The 16,425-nt window shown below is 72.5% G+C and carries 12 protein-coding genes; 2 read left to right on the top strand and 10 right to left on the bottom strand.

Going from position 1 to position 16,425, the window contains the following annotated elements:
- Positions 1-121: 121 nt before the first annotated feature.
- Positions 122-2,251 (bottom strand): beta-galactosidase, encoded by a 2,130-nt coding sequence (locus IF29_RS43650; RefSeq protein WP_051725424.1) that lies wholly within the window; start codon positions 2,249-2,251, stop codon positions 122-124.
- A 199-nt stretch (positions 2,252-2,450) separates the two neighbouring features.
- Here IF29_RS43650 and IF29_RS0117190 point away from each other — a divergent pair, with 199 nt between their 5' ends.
- Positions 2,451-5,822: an AfsR/SARP family transcriptional regulator gene (locus tag IF29_RS0117190; RefSeq protein WP_030255382.1), complete on the top strand. Its 3,372-nt coding sequence runs from the start codon at positions 2,451-2,453 to the stop codon at positions 5,820-5,822.
- Here the strand turns inward: IF29_RS0117190 and IF29_RS0117195 are convergent.
- From IF29_RS0117195 to IF29_RS0117210, 4 genes are all read right to left on the bottom strand, one after another.
- Positions 5,806-6,642, bottom strand: coding sequence for an ABC transporter permease (locus IF29_RS0117195; protein ID WP_030255384.1), 837 nt, complete (start codon positions 6,640-6,642; stop codon positions 5,806-5,808). The two genes, IF29_RS0117190 and IF29_RS0117195, sit on opposite strands and share 17 nt — an antisense overlap.
- Positions 6,639-7,661, bottom strand: a complete 1,023-nt coding sequence (locus IF29_RS0117200) for an ATP-binding cassette domain-containing protein (protein ID WP_030255386.1) — start codon at positions 7,659-7,661, stop codon at positions 6,639-6,641. Before IF29_RS0117200 ends, IF29_RS0117195 begins: the two co-directional genes overlap by 4 nt.
- A gap of 93 nt (positions 7,662-7,754) precedes the next feature.
- The gene (locus tag IF29_RS0117205; RefSeq protein WP_157623796.1) at positions 7,755-8,042 is read right to left on the bottom strand and encodes a hypothetical protein; all 288 of its coding nucleotides are present in this window, start codon (positions 8,040-8,042) and stop codon (positions 7,755-7,757) included.
- 118 nt (positions 8,043-8,160) lie between these two features.
- A complete protein-coding gene (locus IF29_RS0117210; protein WP_030255392.1) occupies positions 8,161-9,915 on the bottom strand; it encodes a cation:proton antiporter in 1,755 nt (584 codons plus the stop codon).
- 131 nt (positions 9,916-10,046) lie between these two features.
- Here IF29_RS0117210 and IF29_RS0117215 point away from each other — a divergent pair, with 131 nt between their 5' ends.
- Positions 10,047-10,775: a Clp protease N-terminal domain-containing protein gene (locus IF29_RS0117215; protein WP_030255395.1), complete on the top strand. Its 729-nt coding sequence runs from the start codon at positions 10,047-10,049 to the stop codon at positions 10,773-10,775.
- Between the two features lie 33 nt (positions 10,776-10,808).
- On the opposite strand, the gene IF29_RS0117220 is transcribed toward IF29_RS0117215, so the two are convergent.
- Genes IF29_RS0117220 through IF29_RS0117240 form a run of 5 tightly spaced genes read right to left on the bottom strand, consistent with a single transcriptional unit; the run spans position 10,809 to position 16,418 of the window.
- Positions 10,809-11,633, bottom strand: coding sequence for a GntR family transcriptional regulator (locus IF29_RS0117220; RefSeq protein WP_198037479.1), 825 nt, complete (start codon positions 11,631-11,633; stop codon positions 10,809-10,811).
- Entirely contained in the window at positions 11,630-13,222 is a 1,593-nt protein-coding gene (locus IF29_RS0117225) for a beta-N-acetylhexosaminidase (protein ID WP_051725425.1), read from the bottom strand. The genes IF29_RS0117220 and IF29_RS0117225 overlap by 4 nt, the downstream gene beginning before the upstream one ends.
- Before the next feature lie 60 nt (positions 13,223-13,282).
- Complete coding sequence (locus IF29_RS0117230) at positions 13,283-14,122, bottom strand: carbohydrate ABC transporter permease (RefSeq protein WP_030255404.1); 840 nt, start codon at positions 14,120-14,122, stop codon at positions 13,283-13,285.
- Positions 14,119-15,081 carry a carbohydrate ABC transporter permease gene (locus IF29_RS0117235; protein ID WP_198037480.1) on the bottom strand — a complete coding sequence of 321 codons (963 nt, stop codon included), beginning with the start codon at positions 15,079-15,081 and terminating at the stop codon, positions 14,119-14,121. Before IF29_RS0117235 ends, IF29_RS0117230 begins: the two co-directional genes overlap by 4 nt.
- An 11-nt stretch (positions 15,082-15,092) precedes the next feature.
- A complete protein-coding gene (locus IF29_RS0117240) occupies positions 15,093-16,418 on the bottom strand; it encodes an extracellular solute-binding protein (RefSeq protein ID WP_051725426.1) in 1,326 nt (441 codons plus the stop codon).
- Between the last annotated feature and the right edge of the window lie 7 nt (positions 16,419-16,425).

A 16,425-nucleotide genomic window follows, 5' to 3' on the forward strand; every position in this document is an offset into this window, starting at 1 on the left:
AGTCGGACGGCGCACGGCCATTCTTGCGGTCCGGGCCGCACCGCGTACAGGGCGCGAGATGTCGACTCAGCCGCGCAGACCCGGCCCGACTCCGCGAGGGGTCGGGCCGGCTCCGGTGGCGCTACTTCCCGGCGGTTCCGGTGGACCACAGGGCGGTTCCGGTCGCGCTGTAGATCACGGCGTTGCCGTCGTTCTGGACCGCGAGGTAGGCGCCGGTGTTGCCGCTGGTCCGGCTGGACCACAGGCTCGTGCCGGCGCTGTTGCGGAGGACGAGGTTGCCGTCGCCCTGCATGATCGCCTGGCTCGCAGCCGAGTTGGCCGTGCCCGAGGACCAGAGCGCGGTGCCGCTGCGGTAGAGCACGAGGTTGCCGTCGCCCTGCAGGTCCAGGCTGTAGCTGCCGTTGCAGGAGGCCAGCGACTGGCCCGGGGTCAGCTGCTGATTGGCGTTCAGCTGTCCGCACGTCGCGGTGGTGCCGCCGCAGTTGGCGGGCGTGGCGGTGCCCGCCGGCACGGCTCCGGCCACCACCGACCACTTGGTCAGCGAGGCGGCCGTGAGGCCGGCGGCGGCGCAGATGCCGCCGGTGACCGCCTTCTGCGGAATCACGGTGCCTGCGGCGTTGACCAGGTGGTAGCTGCCTGCGGCCAGACCGAGGCCGGCCGGGTTGATGGTGATCGCGTTGGTGTAGGCAGTGCTGGAGTTGATGTCGGCGATGGTGAGCTGCGCACTGTTCTTGGCGGCGGAGACGACCGGGACGACCTGCACGATGCCGCTGTTGGCCAGCGTCGCGTAGGCGGGGGCGTGCTGGGACAGCTGCGAGGCGGCCGTCAGCAGGGTGCCGCCGGCGTTCTTGTAGGCGGTCAGGTTCGCGTCCACGCCGTTGATCGGCAGGATCGCCTGGTACTGCGCGAGCTTGACGATCCCGGTGGCGACCTCCTCGCTGGTGACGACGCTGAAGCCGCCCTGGTACTGGTGCCATGCGGCGGCGATGTCGTCCTCCGGTGCGCCCAGGGCTCCGCCGGAGGTGTTGCCGTAGGCCAGGGAGTCGTCCAGGTACACGGCGACCGGCTGTTGCGGGTAGGACCCCGACAGGCTCTTGATGTTCGGCAGCCAGTCGGTGTAGATCGGGTAGACGACGGTGTCCTTCTGGGTGCCGTCGTGGATGAAGAAGTCCGTGCCGCCGCCTTCGGGCAGCATCAGGCCGTAGTTGCTGATCCACTGCACGCCCTGGGCAGCCAGTTGGGTGCTGTCGCTCGGCGCGGTCCATTCCGTTGCGACGGTGACCCCGTAGGCGCGGGCGAGGCCGGCGAAGAGCAGGTCGATGCCCGAGGATCCCGAACAGTCCTGGATGATGGTGACGTTGTACTTCTTGGCGAGGACGAACAGCCCCTCCGGAGCGTTCTCGTAGGTCGCGAAGTTCCCCACGTGGCCGCCGAAGTAGTAGTAGAGCGGGGTGTTCGCGGTCACCGCGCGCACGTCGGCGGCAAGTTGTCCGTAGACCTGCTGCACGCTCCACAACCGGAACAGCTGGTAGACACTGGCCAGGGCCTGCCCCGCCTTGGCCGCCGGGACCTGCGAGAACGCGGTGTACGAGGTCTTGTTCGCGGTGTTGAACGCGCTGATGCTGCTGTAGGTCTGCGGCAGGTAGACGTTGTGGAACTCATTGATGTCGGCCTGGGCCCAGCCGTCGACGGTGCCGCTGACGGTGCTGTCCCAGAACGAGTCGAGTCGTCCGTAGTCCAGGACGCTGCCGCCGTATCCCGCCTCACCGGCGATGTGCTTGACCGTGTTGGTGACGTAGGTGAGGTAGGCAGGCTCGTCGGTGGGGTCCCACCAGGCCGGGGTGGCGCTCTGCGCACCGGTGTTGGACACCTCGTGGCTGGTGACCCAGGACGCGGGACTGCCGCTCCACCCGGAGTACCAGAAGATGGGCACCAGGCGGATTCCGGCGGCGGCGGCGTTGGCCAGTTCCTGGTCCAGTTCGGTGTAGTTGAACGTGCCCTGCGCCGGCTCGACGGTGTTCCACGGCATGTCGATCGCGGCGGTGGTCAGGCCCTTGGCCTTGAGCGCGGCGAAGCTGGCCTGCGACCACGCGGTGCCGTTGTTGTCCCACTTGAGCTGTGTGGACCACAGCGGGGTGGCCGCGGCGGCCTGCGTCGCGGCGCCCGCCGTCAGGAACGGGGCCGCAATCAGCGCGGCGATCACGGCCAGCGCCGCGACGATCGCGGCCGGCAGCGGGATCCGGTACCGCATCCGGTGCGCCCGGCGCGGCCTGCGCTTCGACGCGCGACGGTGTGGATCAGCGGCAGATGGTCGACTCTGTGTGCTCTCGCTCATGACTGTGGAGGGCGCCCGGCCGCCGCTGCGATAACACTTCTTGGCAGCGGCGTCCGCGGGCGCTCGACGCGGCCGGAGTGGACGGTGGTACCTGCCCCCGGGCGCACCGGGGACAATGGGATCCGTGCGCTACCGCATTCTCGGCACCACGCAGGCGTTCCGCGACGACGGCACGACCGTCCCGGTCGGCGGGGCACGGCTGCGTGCCCTGCTCGCCGTGCTCGCGCTGCGGCCGGAGCGCACCGTGCCCGTCGCCGTGCTGATCGACGAGGTGTGGGGCGCGGACCCGCCCGCCGACGCCGCGGGCGCACTCCAGGCGCTGGTGGGGCGGCTGCGACGGGCGCTCGGTCAGGACGCCGTCGTCTCGGTCGAGGGCGGGTACCGGCTCGCTGCCGCCGCCGACCAGGTCGACCTGTTCCGCTTCGACCGGCTCGCCGCGGACGGCGCCCGCGCCCTGGCCGACGGCAACCCGGCCAAGGCCGTCGACGTGCTCGACGACGCGCTCGCCCTGTGGCAGGGACCGGCCTTGGCCGACCTGCCGGACCGGCAGGCCGAGGCCGCCCGCTGGGACAGTCGGCACCTGGACGCGCGCCGGACCCGCTTCGCGGCGCTGCTGGCGCTGGGCCGCACCGGCACGGTGCTGCCCGAGCTCGCCGCCCTGTGCGACGCGCATCCGCTGGACGAACCGCTCCAGGCCCAGCGGCTGCGGGCCCTGCGCGACGCGGGCCGGGTGGCCGAGGCGCTGGTCGGCTACGAGCAGGTACGGCTCACCCTCGCCGACCAGCTCGGCACCGACCCGGGCCCCGAACTGCGGGCCCTGCACGCCGAGCTGCTGTCGCCGACCGAACCCGAACCCGAACCCGAACCCGCGGCCGAGCCCGAGACCCGACCCGGTCTCCGGCCCGCCCCGGCGCCGGAGACCGCCCCCGGCCCGGCCACTGCGGCCCGCGCCGCGGGCAATCTGCGGGCCCGGATCACCTCCTTCGTCGGCCGCGGCTGCGACATCGACGCCATCCGCACCGACCTGACCCGGTTCCGGCTGGTCACCCTGCTGGGCCCCGGGGGCGCGGGCAAGACCCGGCTCTCGCAGGAGGCCGCCGAGGCGCTCAGCGGCACCGCGGCGGCACCGGACGGCGTCTGGTTCGCCGAACTGGCCCCGGTGAAGGACCCGTCCGCCGTCCCGGAGGCCGTGGTCGGTGCGCTCGGCGCCCGCGAGACCGTGCTGCACGGGGCCGGCGCCGAGGAGTTGCGCGCGGTGTCCGACCGGCACGGCGAGGACCCGCTGGTCCGCCTGGTCGAGCACTGCGCCGAGCGCCGGATGCTGCTCATCCTCGACAACTGCGAGCATGTCGTCGGCGCCGCCGCCGAGCTGGCCCAGACCCTGCTGACCCGCTGCCCGGGGCTGACCGTCCTGGCCACCAGTCGCGAACCGCTGGGCGTGCCGGGCGAGTTGCTGTACCCGGTGGAGCCGCTGCCGGAGCCGTACGCGCAGCTGCTGTTCGGTCAGCGCGGCGCCGCGGTGCGCCCCGGCTTCAGCCCGGACCTGGACCCGGAGGCCGTCGCCGAGATCTGCCGCCGCCTGGACGGGCTGCCGCTGGCCATCGAACTGGCCGCGGCCCGGCTGCGGATGCTGACGCCCCGGCAGATCGCCGACCGGCTCGACGACCGGTTCCGGCTGCTCACCTCGGGCGCGCGCACCGCGCTGCCCCGGCAGCAGACCCTGCGGGCGGTCGTGGACTGGTCCTGGGACCTGCTGGACGGCTCCGAGCGGACCGTGCTGGCGTGGCTGTCGGTCTTCCGGGGCGGCTGCGACCTGGCCGCCGCCGAGGCCGTGTGCGGTCCCGAGACACTGGACCTGCTGGCCTCACTGGTCGACAAGTCGCTGGTGGTCGCCGTGCCCCAGGACAACGGGGCGGGCATGCGCTACCGGCTGCTGGAGACCGTCGCCGAGTACGCAGGCGACCGGCTGGACGAGAGCGGCGAGCGCACCGAGGCCGAGCGGGCGCACCTGACCCACTACCGGGAACTCGCCCGCACCACCGACCCGCTGCTGCGCGGCCGCGGTCAGCGCGCCGCCTTGGCCCGGCTCGAAGGCGACTACGAGAACCTGCGCACCGCGCTGCGCCGTGCCATCGACGCCGGCGACGAGCAGGAGGCGATCAGCCTCGTCCTCTCGCTGAGCTGGTTCTGGCAGATGCGCGACCTGAACGCCGACGCCCGGACCTGGGTCCTGGCCACCTGCGAGCTGGGACCGGACCCGTTCGCCGGCCCGGTGCGGCCTGCGCCGCCGTTGCTGCAGCGCTGCACCGACGTGCCGCCGCCGCTGAGCGGCGAGCTGCTGGAGGAGGCCCGGCGCCAAGTGCACCTGTACCGGCTGGTCCACATGGACCTGGAGACCGACTCGTGGCAGTCCGAGCAGGGCCGGGCCCGGCTGAACGCCATCATCGACACCTACCGCGCCGACCTGCCGCAGGCCTGCCGCCCGCCCGGCAACGTCTGGTACTTCGCGGTGCTGATGTCGGGCCGTCCGGACCGCCTGCAGGACCTGACCGAGCTGACCGTGCGCACCTGCCGCGAACTCGGCTACGAGTGGGAGCTCGCCCTGGTGCTGCAGCTGCGCGCCAACATCCTGGCCAACCGCAGCGAATGGGCCCAGGACGCCGTCGGCGACGCGGACGAGGCGATCGAGCTGTTCACCCGGATCGGCGACGAATGGGGTGTCGCCGAGGGGCTGTCGGTCCGCGGCGAGGCGCACGAGAAGCTCGGCCGGTTCGCCGAGGCCACCGCCGACTACCTTCGGGCCCGGGAGGTCGCCGAGGCGATGGGGGCCCACTCCCAGGCCACGATCCTGCAGGTGCGGCTCGGCCAGGTGCTGATCGCGCAGGGCGAGGGGCAGCGCGGCGAGCAGCTGCTGCGGGAGACCCTGGAGGTGTCCCGGCGGTCCACCAACGAGGCGCGGCCGGCCGCCCGGATGCTGCTGGTGGTCCACCTCGGCGAGACCGGCCGGACCGTCGAGGCGCGCGAGCAGCTGGCGCTGCTGCGGATCGACGCCAGGACCCACGGCGCCCCGTTCGTCCAGGGCATGATCGCGGGGATGGAGGCGATGATCGACGTCGTCGACCGGCGCACCGGCTCCGCCCTAGAACATGCGGCGCACGCCCTCTCCTTCGGCGACGACCCGCTGACCGCGATGGTGATGCCGCATCTGCGGGCGCTGCACCTGCTGATCGCGGCCCGGGCCCTGGTCCAGCGCGGCGACCGGGGCAGCGCGGTGCTCGCCGCACACCTCGTCGGCGCCTCCGACGCGGCGCTGCCGGACGCTCACGTCCGGTCCGCGTCCGAGCGGCACTGGCGCGCCGAGGCCGAGGCCGAGGCGCGGGCCCTGCTGGACGAGGCGGCGTACGGGGCCGCCTACGCCGAGGGCGGCGGCCTCACCGTGGAGGAGGCCGCCGCCCTGCTGCACGCACAGGTCAGCTTTTCTGGGTGAACTTGCGGATCGCGATCGGCGCCATGACCACCGTCAGACCCACGCTCCAGGCCAGCGTCATGGTCAGGCCGTGGGCGACCGGGCCGCCGGCCATCATCCCGCGGGCGGCGTCGGCCAGTCCGGACATCGGGTTGTACTTGGTGAAGTTCTCCAGCCAGCCCGGCATCGAGCCGGTCGGCGCGAAGATCGACGAGCCGAACTGCAGCGGCATCATCACCAGGAAGCCCACACCCTGCACGGACTGGGCGTTCTTCATGGTCACGCCGAGCACCAGGAAGATCCACATGATGGAGGAGCCGAACAGCGCGGTCAGTCCCACCGAGGCCAGCAGACCGCCCCAGTGGCCGTTGACGTGGAAGCCCACCAGCAGCGCGATGGCCATCACCACGGTGATGGCGACCAGCAGCCGCAGCAGCTCCACGGCGATCTTCGCGACCAGGACCGAGCCCCGGCCGATGGGCAGCGACCGGAAGCGGTCCGTGATGCCCTTGTTGAAGTCCTCGTTGAAGCCGGTGCCGACGCCCTGGGCGATGTTCATGCTCATCATCGCGATCATGCCGGGGATCACGTACTGGACGTACGCCCCGTGGCCGCCGCCGAGCGCCTGCCCGATCGAGCCGCCGAAGACGTAGACGAACAGCAGCGTGAAGATGACCGGCATCAGGACCGCGTCCATCATCGACTCGGGGTCCTGCTTGATCCACAGCAGGTTGCGGCGGATCAGCGCGCCGGTGTGGCGCAGATGGCCGCGCAGGCCGATCTTCGGGTCGGCCTCGATGGTGATGGTGGGGGCCGGGGTGGTGAGAACGGCGGCACTCATACCGCGACCTCCTCAAGTTCGGGCCTGACGTCCTGCGGTGCGGACGCCTTCTGGCCGGTCAGGGACAGGAACACTTCGTCCAGGCTGGGCAGTTCGGTGGTGATCGAGCCGATCGTCAGGCCGCGCGCGGTGACCGCGCCGACCACGGTGGTCAGCTGCTCGTCGCTGACGATCGGCACCAGCACCTCGCCGGTCTCGGCGTCGACGGCGGCGGTGGCGGAGCCGGTCAGGCGCAGCCCGTCCAGGGCGTCGGCCAGCGGGCGCAGTTCCAGCGGGTCGGCCGGGCGGATCCGCAGGGTGCGGCCGCCGACCCTGGCCTTGAGCTCGTCGGTGCCGCCGCTGGCGACGACCCTGCCGCGGTCGATGACGGTCAGCTCGGAGGCCAACTGCTCGGCCTCCTCCATGTACTGGGTGGTGAGCAGCACCGTCACGCCGTCCCGGACCATGCCCTTGACCTCGGTCCACACCTCGTTGCGGGTGCGCGGGTCCAGGCCGGTGGTGGGCTCGTCCAGGTACAGCACGTGCGGGCGGCCGATCATCGAGGCGGCCAGGTCCAGGCGGCGGCGCATGCCGCCGGAGTAGGTGCGGGCCGGGCGGGTCGCGGCGTCGGTCAGGGAGAACCGCTCCAGCAGCGCGTCGGCGCGGGAGCGGGCCTCCTTGCTGGACAGGTCCAGCAGCCGGCCGATGAGGTAGAGGTTCTCGCGGCCGGAGAGCTTCTCGTCCACCGAGGCGTACTGGCCGGTCAGGCCGATCACCCGGCGCAGCTGCCGGGGCTGCTTCGCCACGTCGTACCCGGCCACCACGGCCCGGCCGGCGTCCGGCGTGATCAGGGTGGACAGGCAGCGCACCAGGGTGGTCTTGCCGGCGCCGTTCGGGCCGAGGACCCCGAGGACGGTGCCCTCGTGCACATCCAGGTCCACGCCGTCCAGGGCCTTGGTCGCACCGTAGTGCTTGACCAGTCCCCGCACGGACACGGCCACCGGGCGGCCGGATTCGGGGTGCTTGTCGATTCGCGTCATACCGCCAAGGTGCCGGACCCCGCCGACAGGCCGCCTACATCCCGCCGACAGCGGCCCGGCCCCGCTGACATATCGCTGACACGGCCGGTCCGGCTAGGGCAGCAGCGGCGCGGGCAGCAGCGGTGCCACCGGGGCGGGCTGCCGGACCGGGTGGGTGGGCGGGGTGGTCAGCGACGGGCGCGGGCGCGGGGCGCGGCGGCGGGCCGGGCGCTGGGCCCAGTCGGTCGGGCGGTGCGCCGGCGGCAGTGCCACCGGCAGCGTCAGGCAGGTCCTGGCTCCGGCCGCCATGGTGTGGGCCGGGACCGGACTGCCGCAGCCCGCCAGGGTCAGCAGCGACAGGCCCAGCGCGAGGACCGAGGCGGTGCACACGAGACGGGTCACCGGCCCACCCTGCCCGTCGGTGCCGGGGAATCGCCGCAGGCACGGGCGGGTGCGGCCGAGGATCCCCCGTACGTGGCGGCTGCCCCGCACACAGGGGGTCCCCCGTACCCGGCGGCGCTCAGCGGGCCGGTCCCAGCGAGACCGTGTGGCCGTCGGGGCGCTGCCCGGTGCCGGGCCGGGTGGTGGCCGGCCACAGCCGGCCGGTCCGGTCCACGGTGAACAGCAGGTCGTGGTCCGGTTCCAGCGCCAGCTCCGCCGGGCGGACCTGGATGGTCTCCCCCGAGCGGTGCCGGCCGGCCAGGGCGTGGCCCGAGAGCCCGGGTGCGAACAGCGCCTCCCCGCTCATGAACGGCGCCACCACGCCCCGCCCCTCCCCCCGTTCGACCAGCCGGTAGACCTCGGGGCCGCTCTCGCTGCGCAGCAGCGTCGCGGCCAGCGCGTTGAAGTCGTCCTCGCCGGTGAGCAGCAGCACCGAGGTGATCCCCTCCAGTTCGGCCCCCTCGCCTGCGGCGGTGGCCAGCAGTTCCCCCGGCGCCAGCTCCAGCCCCGCCTCGGTGATCCGGGTGCGCTCCTCCGGCTCGCCCGCCCACATCAGCACGTCCAGGCCCAGCCCGTGCAGCGCCCGGCCCAGGTCGGTGACCCAGGGGTCGCCGCCGACCAGCAGCGGCCGTGAGCGGGTGGAGCCGGTCACGCCCAGCCGGCGCGCGACCGGGACCGCGGTCAGCCCGTAGACCAGCACCGTGGCGACGATGACCACGAAGGTGGCCGGCAGGATCCGGTCGGCGCCGCCGACGCCCTTCTGCACCAGCGTGGCCGAGAAGGTGGAGGCGGTGGAGGCCGCGACGATGCCGCGCGGCGCCATCCAGCCCAGGAAGGCGCGTTCGCCCCGGCTCTGGTCGCCGCCGAGCGTGGACAGCGCCGCCACCAGCGGACGGGCCACCAGGACCAGCACCGCCGTCAGCCCCAGCGCCGGCAGCACCACATGACGCAGCGACGCCGGGGTGACCGTCGCCGAGATGGACACGAACAGCACGCCGATGGTCAGCGACACCAGCGTCTCGAAGAACGGGCGCCGCACCGGCAGGTCCAGCCCGGGCAGGGTGGCCATGGCCACGCCCATGACGATGGCCGCGATCAGCCCTGCGTCGTCGCGCAGCACGTTGCAGCCGGCCGCCACCCCGATCACCACGGCCAGCTGCGCGGTGGTGCCCAGGGTCTCGCCCAGCCCGAGGTGGCGCAGCAGCAGCCACAGCACCGCCGCCCCCAGCGCCCCGCCGGCCAGCCCGACGCCGGCGCTGCCCAGGGTCTGCAGCACCGCCGCGGCCAGGGTGACCCGATGCCCGGACTCCAGCGCCGCGAACACCAGCGCGCCCAGCACGCCGCCGACGCCGTCGATCAGCGAGCCCTCCCAGACCAGGATCCGGCGCAGCCCCTCGCCCGGGCGCACGAAGCTCAGCAGCGGTCCCACCACGGTGGGCCCGGAGACGATCAGGATCACCCCGAGCATGGCGGCGGCCTTGGCCGAGATGTCCAGCAGCGGGGCCGCCACCACGGCGGCGATCGGCCAGGTCAGCAGGGTGCCGATCCAGATCAGCCGGACCACGGTGCGCCGGGCGCCGCCGGTCAGCCGGCGTACGTCCAGTTCCAGGCCGGCGTCGTAGAGGATGACCGCCACCGCCAGCGAGACCAGCGGCGAGAACGCGGTGCCGACCAGCAGGTCCGGGTGCACGTCGTCGGTCAGCGCGCCGGCGACGAACCCGGCCGGCAGCAGCAGGATGATCCCCGGCAGCCGCAGCCGTGCCGCGAGCACCTGCGAACCGACGGCCAGGACGGCGATGAGCCCGACCCCCGTGAAGACCTGATCGGACGTCATGTCCCCAGCTTGGTGCGGTGAAGATCGCTGCGCCGCGCCGAACAGCCATCGGGGTGAACCCCCGAGTGACCGAGCAGCCGAGTGACAACCACGGGTTGACAGTCCTCGCACTGTCAACCTACGGTTGTCACATGACGGAACCCGTGGGAATGACGAACCAGGTCCGGCTGGACGACCTGATCCAGGCCATCAGGAAGGTCCACCCGGACGTACTCGACCAGCTCTCCGACGCGGTCATCGCCGCCGACCACCTCGGCGAGGTCGCCGACCACCTCATCGGCCATTTCGTGGACCAGGCCCGGCGCTCCGGAGCCTCCTGGACCGACATCGGCCGCAGCATGGGCGTCACCCGGCAGGCAGCCCAGAAGCGCTTCGTCCCCAAGGCCTCGGACGCCGCCGACCTGGACCCCAGCCAGGGCTTCAGCCGCTACACCACCCGGGCCAGGAACGTGGTGATGGCCTCCCAGAACGAGGCCCGCGCGGCCGGCAACGACACCATCGGCACCGGCCACCTGGTGCTGGGGCTGCTGAGCGAACCGGAGGCACTGGCCGCCAAGGCCGTACTGGCCCAGGGCGTGACGCTGGAGGCGCTCCGCGAGGCCGCGACGGCCTCGCTGCCGGCGCCCGGCGGGCCGGTGCCCGACCTCATCCCCTACGACGCCCAGGGGAAGAAGGCCCTGGAACTGACCTTCCGCCAGGCCCTGCGCCTGGGCCACAACTACATCGGCACCGAGCACATCCTGCTGGCCCTGCTGGACCAGGAGGACGGCAACGGGGTGCTCAGCGGCCTGGGCATCGACCGCGCCGCCGTCGAGGCCTCCGTCGCCGAGGCACTGGCCGGCTACCCGGCGGCCCCCTGAAGCCGGTCGCTCCCGAAGTACCGGCGCGCCGGCTCAGCCCGAGGAGGCGTCGAAGCGCAGCTTGGAGGTGATCCGGTAGCGGTCGCCGCGGTAGACCGCGTGGGCGAACTCGACGATGCGTCCGGTGGTGTCCCGGGTGGTCCGCTCCACCTGCAGGATCGGGGCGTAGACCGGGACGTCGAGCAGCTCGGCCTGCTCCGGGTTGGTGACCGCGGGTTCCAGGGTCTGCACCGCGTCGGCGACGACCACGTCGAAGCGCTCGCGCAGCAGCCGGTAGAAGTTGCCGCTCTCCATGTCCTCGGGTGCCAACCCGGGGACGATGGCGGCCGGCAGCTCCAACTGCTCGATGGACATCGGCTCGTCGTCCACGTCGCGCACCCGGGTGATCCGCAGCACCGGCTCGTCCGGGCCGATGCCCAGCCGGGCAGCGCGCGGCGGTCCGGCCGGGGCGACGGTGAAGCGGATCACCCGGCTGGTCCAGTCGCCCTCGGCGGGCGGCACCGCCAGTGCGTTGGTGGTGGTGCCGGACATCTCCTGGGTGACCTTGTGCGGGCTGGTGAAGGTGCCCTTGCCCTGCTGGCGCACCAGCAGCCCGCTGCGGGTCAGCTCCTCGACGGCGGCCCTGACGGTGGGCCGGGACACCCCGAGCTGGGTGGCCAGATCGCGCTCGGCGGCCAGGCTGGTGCCCGGCCCGGAGCGCTCGATGACGTCGAGCAGGTGCCGGCGGACCCGGTCGCGCTTGGCGGTGGGCAGCTTCCGGGCCGGATGGGCCGCCGAGGCCGCTGCGGCCGATGGGGCCGCCGGGGCGGCGACGGCGCTGTCGATGCCGCTGTCAGTGCTGCTGTCGGTACTGGTCACGCCTCTATCGTCCCAATCATTCGGGGAGTGTGCGTACCGCCCGCCGAGAGCAGCGCGGCGACCCTGCGCCGGTGCGTCGCGGCCCGCTCCAGCAGCGACTCGCGGTCGTGCGGTCCGGGCCGCCAGGCGATCTCGGCGATCCCGCACAGCCGCGGGTAGAGCAGGTAGCGGGCGTGCGCCGGGGTGGCCACGTACTCGGTCCACAGCGAGCCCTGCACCCCCAGCACACCGGGGAGTTCGTCCTGCGCCGGATCGGCGACGGGCAGCCCGCCCGGCTGCAGGTCCGCGGCCAGCGGGTCGAAGCGCAGCACGTCGTCGAGGCCGACGATCTCGCCGGGCTGGCCGTGCGGCTCGTGCGGATGGTCCCGCTGCGGGTAGTCGAGGTAGGTGGAGCGGTGCGGCCCCATCACCACCTGGTGGCCGCGGCCGACCGCGAGCACCCCGTGCACCGGGTCGCGCCAGGCGCCGAGCACCATCCCGGCCGGGGGTTCGCCGGCGGCGTGGCCGGTCTCGTCCCAGCACACGGTGCGCCGGCCGTGTCCGGCCAGGTGCTCCTGCATCCGGCCCAGGAACCAGCCGCGGAGCTGGGCCGGATGGGCCAGGCCCAGTTCGCGGGCGCGCTCGCGGGCCGCCTCGCTCTGCTCCCACTGGACGGTGGGGCACTCCTCGCCGCCGATGTGGACGTGCCGGGACGGGAAGACCTGCACCACGGTGTCCAGGATCTGCCGGCAGAACGCCAGGGTCTTGTCGTCCACCGACAGGATGTCCTCGCTGATGCCGCGCTGGGTCCACACCGGCAGCCGGCGCTCGGGGTGGTTGCCGTACTCGGGGTAGGCGGCCAGCGCGGCGCGCACGTGTCCGGGCATCTCGATCTCGGGGACCACGGTGATCCCGCGCCGGGCCGCGAAGGCCACCAGCTGCTGCAGTTCGGCGCGGGTGTAGTAGCCGCCGTGCGGGGTGTTGTCGGCCAGCCCCGATCCGGGCGGGCCGACCTGGGTCTCGGTGCGCCAGGCGCCGACCTCGGTGAGCCGGGGCAGGCCGTCGACCTCGAAGCGCCAGCCCTGGTCGTCGGTGAGGTGCAGCTGCAGCACGTTGAACTTCAGCAGGGCCAGCTCGTCGACCAGTTCCAGCAGGTAGGACAGCGGGAAGAAGTGCCGGACCACGTCGAGCATGAAACCGCGCCAGGGCAGCCGCGGGCTGTCCCTGATGGTCAGGCAGGGCCAGTGGCCGTCCGCGCCGAGGGGCCGTTCCGGGTCCAGGGCCTCGGGGGGCAGCAGCTGACGCAGCGTCTGGATCCCGGAGAGCAGCCCGGCTTCGGCCGGTGCGGCGAGCGTGGCGCCGTCGGGGCGGATGTCCAGCAGGTAGCCCTGCGGGCCGAGTGCGGACTGCTCCGCGGTGGCCGGGTGGTCCGGGACCAGTTCCAGCCGGAGCCGCGGTCCCGGCCCGGTCGGTGCGTCCGGCAGGCCCAGGTACTCGGCCAGCAGCCCGGCGGCCTGCTCGGCGCCCGGGCCTGCGGACAGGTGGAGGTCGGGGCCGACGGGGAGGGTGCCCGGACGGGGGGTGAGCTCGCGGGGGCGGGGGATGATCACGGTGGCCCTTCATGATGCCGGACGTGCGGATGAGCGGGTGGGAGAGCGGCGGGGTGGGGGTCAGTCCTTGACGGCTCCTGCGGTCATGCCGGCCACCAGCCGGCGCTGGATGAGCATGAAGAACACCACCACCGGCAGGGCGAACAGGGTGGAGGCGGCGATCAGGCCGCCGTAGTCGGTGCCGGCGCTGGTGCTGAAGGAGACCAGCCACACCGGCAGGGTGTAGTGGCTCTGGTCCTTCATCAGCACATAGGCGAACAGGTAGTCGTTCCAGGCGGTGATGAAGGCGAAGACGCTGGTGGCGATCACGCCGGGCAGCACCAGCGGCAGCAGGATCGTGCGGATGATCCGCATCCGGCTGGCGCCGTCGACCATCGCCGCCTCCTCCAGCTCGACCGGGATGCCCTGCAGGAAGCCGCGCAGCACCCAGATGGTGAACGGCAGCACCAGCGCCAGGTAGGTGAGGGTCAGTCCGAACAGGCTGTTGAGCATGTGGGCGCTCTTCAGGCTGAGGAAGATCGGGATCAGCAGCGCCGGGGTCGGCACCATCTGCACGATCAGCACCCCGACCAGGAAGCTGCGCCGGCCGAAGAAACGGAACCGAGTCAGCGCGCTGGCCGCCAGGAACGCCACCACGATGGCCAGCAGCACCACCGAGCAGGTGACCACGGCGCTGTTGGCCAGGTCGGTCAGGAAGCCCGACTTGTGCACCGCGTCGTCGAAGTTGGACAGGCTGAAGGGGAAGGGCAGGAAGCCCGGGGTGGGCTTGAGGATGTCGCCGTAGGGCTTGAAGGCGGTGTTGACCATCCAGTAGACCGGGAAGATCCACACAGCGCAGAACAGCACGGCTGCGGTGTTCAGCCCGATCCGGCGGGCCCGTACCGCGGCGGGGAGGCTCACAGGTCTTCTCCTGACCGCACCAGTCGGCGCACGTAGAGGGCGCTGGCGGCGAGCAGCAGCAGCACCGAGACCACCGCGACGGCCGCGCCCTGCCCGAACGAGTTGCTGCTGAAGGCCTTGGTGAAGGACCAGATCGGCAGCGTGGTGGTGCTCTGGTTGGGGCCGCCCCTGGTGAGGATCCAGAGCTGGTTGAAGACGTTGAAGTCCCAGATCACCGACAGGATGGTGACCAGGCCCAGGATCGGCCGCAGGAACGGCAGGGTGATCACCCGGAACACCGTCACCTGGCCGGCTCCGTCCAGCGCGGCGGCCTCGTAGTAGGTGCGCGGGATCTGCGAGAGGCCGGCGTACAGCGTCAGCGCCACGAACGGCACCGACTGCCACACCACCAGCAGCCAGACCAGCAGGAAGGCGCTGTAGGTGGATCCCGACCAGTCGCGCTGGGTGAGGTCGCCGAACAAGTGGGTCTGCGTCAGCATCCAGTTGACGACCCCGTAGACGGGCTGGAACAGCCACTGCCAGACCAGGCTGGAGGCCACGTTGGGCACCGCCCAGGCGGCGATCAGGCACAGCGTCACCGCGGTACGCATCCGCGGCCCCAGCCGCTCCATCATCAGCGCGGCGGCGAGTCCGATCAGCAGCGTCCCGGCCACCAGCGCGGCGCAGAACCCGACGGTGCGCAGCAGCACCGGGACGAACTGGGCGTCGTCCAGGACAGTGCGGTAGTTGGCCCAGCCGGCCCAGGTGATCCTGCCGGTGAACAGGGCGCGCAGCCCGTAGTCCTGGAAGGAGATGACCACCACCCGCACCAGCGGGTAGCCCAGGACCAGGCCGAGTACGGCGGCGGCGGGCACCAGCAGCAGGTAGGGCAGGGCGCGGCCGCGGCCGCGCGGCCGGCGCCGCGGCGGGACCGCCGCCCCCTGGGGGGCAGCGGCGCGCTTCCTCGGTGCCTTGATCAAGGTAGTCATCGTCACTGGGAGGCGTTCAGGGCCTGGTCGAGGTGGGTGTCGAAGTCCTTGGCCGCCTGGGCGGTGGTCTTGCGCCCGGTGGCGATGTCGGCGAAGAAGGTGTTGATCGACTTGTCGCTCTCGATGGTGGCCCAGCCCGGGGTGGCCGGGGTGCCGACGCTGGTCTTGGCGGCCTCGAAGAAGGCGGCGGAGGTGTCCGGCAGCGAGCCCTTGGTGGAGTCGATGAGCTGGGTGGACACCGGGGTCCAGGCGTCGATGCCGACGATGGCGCTGGTCTGCACGGCCGGGCTGGAGGCGGCCTTGAGGTAGGCCAGCGCCAGCGCCTGGTTGGGGCTCTTGGTCGCCACCGCCAGGTCGGAGCCGCCCAGGAAGACCGGCTGGGTCTTGCCGGCGGTGGCGCTCGGGAACGGGAAGGTGCCCAACTGCCCCTTCAGCGCGGGGTTGTCCTTGAGCACGGTGTTGATGCTGGTGTCCAGGATGGTGGCGGTCTTGCCGCCGGCGAACAGTGCCCGCTGGTCCGGCGCGGTGGTGTCGACGTTGCGTGAGGCCGCGCTGGAGTAGGTGTTCTGGAAGGCCTTCCAGGCCTGCAGGCCCTGCTGGGCGGCGGGTGACTCCAGCGCCCCGGTCCACTTTCCGCCGCTCTGGGTGGCCAGTTGGCCGCCGGCGTCCCAGACGAACTGCAGCGCGCCGTACCAGTACTCGCCGGGGAAGTAGAAGGGGGAGAAGTCCGCGGCGTGGTTGGCCGCCTTGATCTTGGCCAGGTCCGCGGTGAACTCGGCCATGGTGGTCGGCGGCGCGGTCACCCCGGCCTTGGACCAGATGGTCTTGTTGTAGACCACGGCGCGGTTGCCGGCGAACAGCGGCACCGCGTAGAGCTTGCCGTCCACGGTGGCCGGGTCGGCCAGGCCCGACAGCCAGGTCTGACCCGCCGACAGGTCGGCCTTGTCCGAGGTGATGTCGCTCAGCGCGCCGTTGGCCGCGAACAGCGGGACGTCGGTGTTGCCTATCTCCAGCACATCCGGTGGGTTGTCCTGCGCCAGCGCGGTGCTGATCTTGGTGTTGATGTTGTCCCACTCCTGGATCTGCACCTTCACCTTGGCGCCGGTGGCCTTCTCGAAGGCCGCGTTGATGGCGTCGGTGGCCTTGGTGCTCAGGTCGCCGTCCATGTACCAGACCGTGATCGTCTTCCCGGCGGCGGAGGCGGCTCCGGAGGAGCCGGCCGACCCGGTGGCCCCGGTGCCGGTACTACCGCCGCTGCTGCCGCAGGCGGTCACGGACAGGGCCAGCACAGCACCGCAGGCAAGCGCGGACAGGGCTCTCTTGTGCACGGAATCC

The sequence above is a fragment of the Streptacidiphilus jeojiense genome (assembly GCF_000719095.1).
In the GTDB taxonomy this organism is placed as follows: Bacteria; Actinomycetota; Actinomycetes; order Streptomycetales; family Streptomycetaceae; genus Streptacidiphilus; species Streptacidiphilus jeojiensis.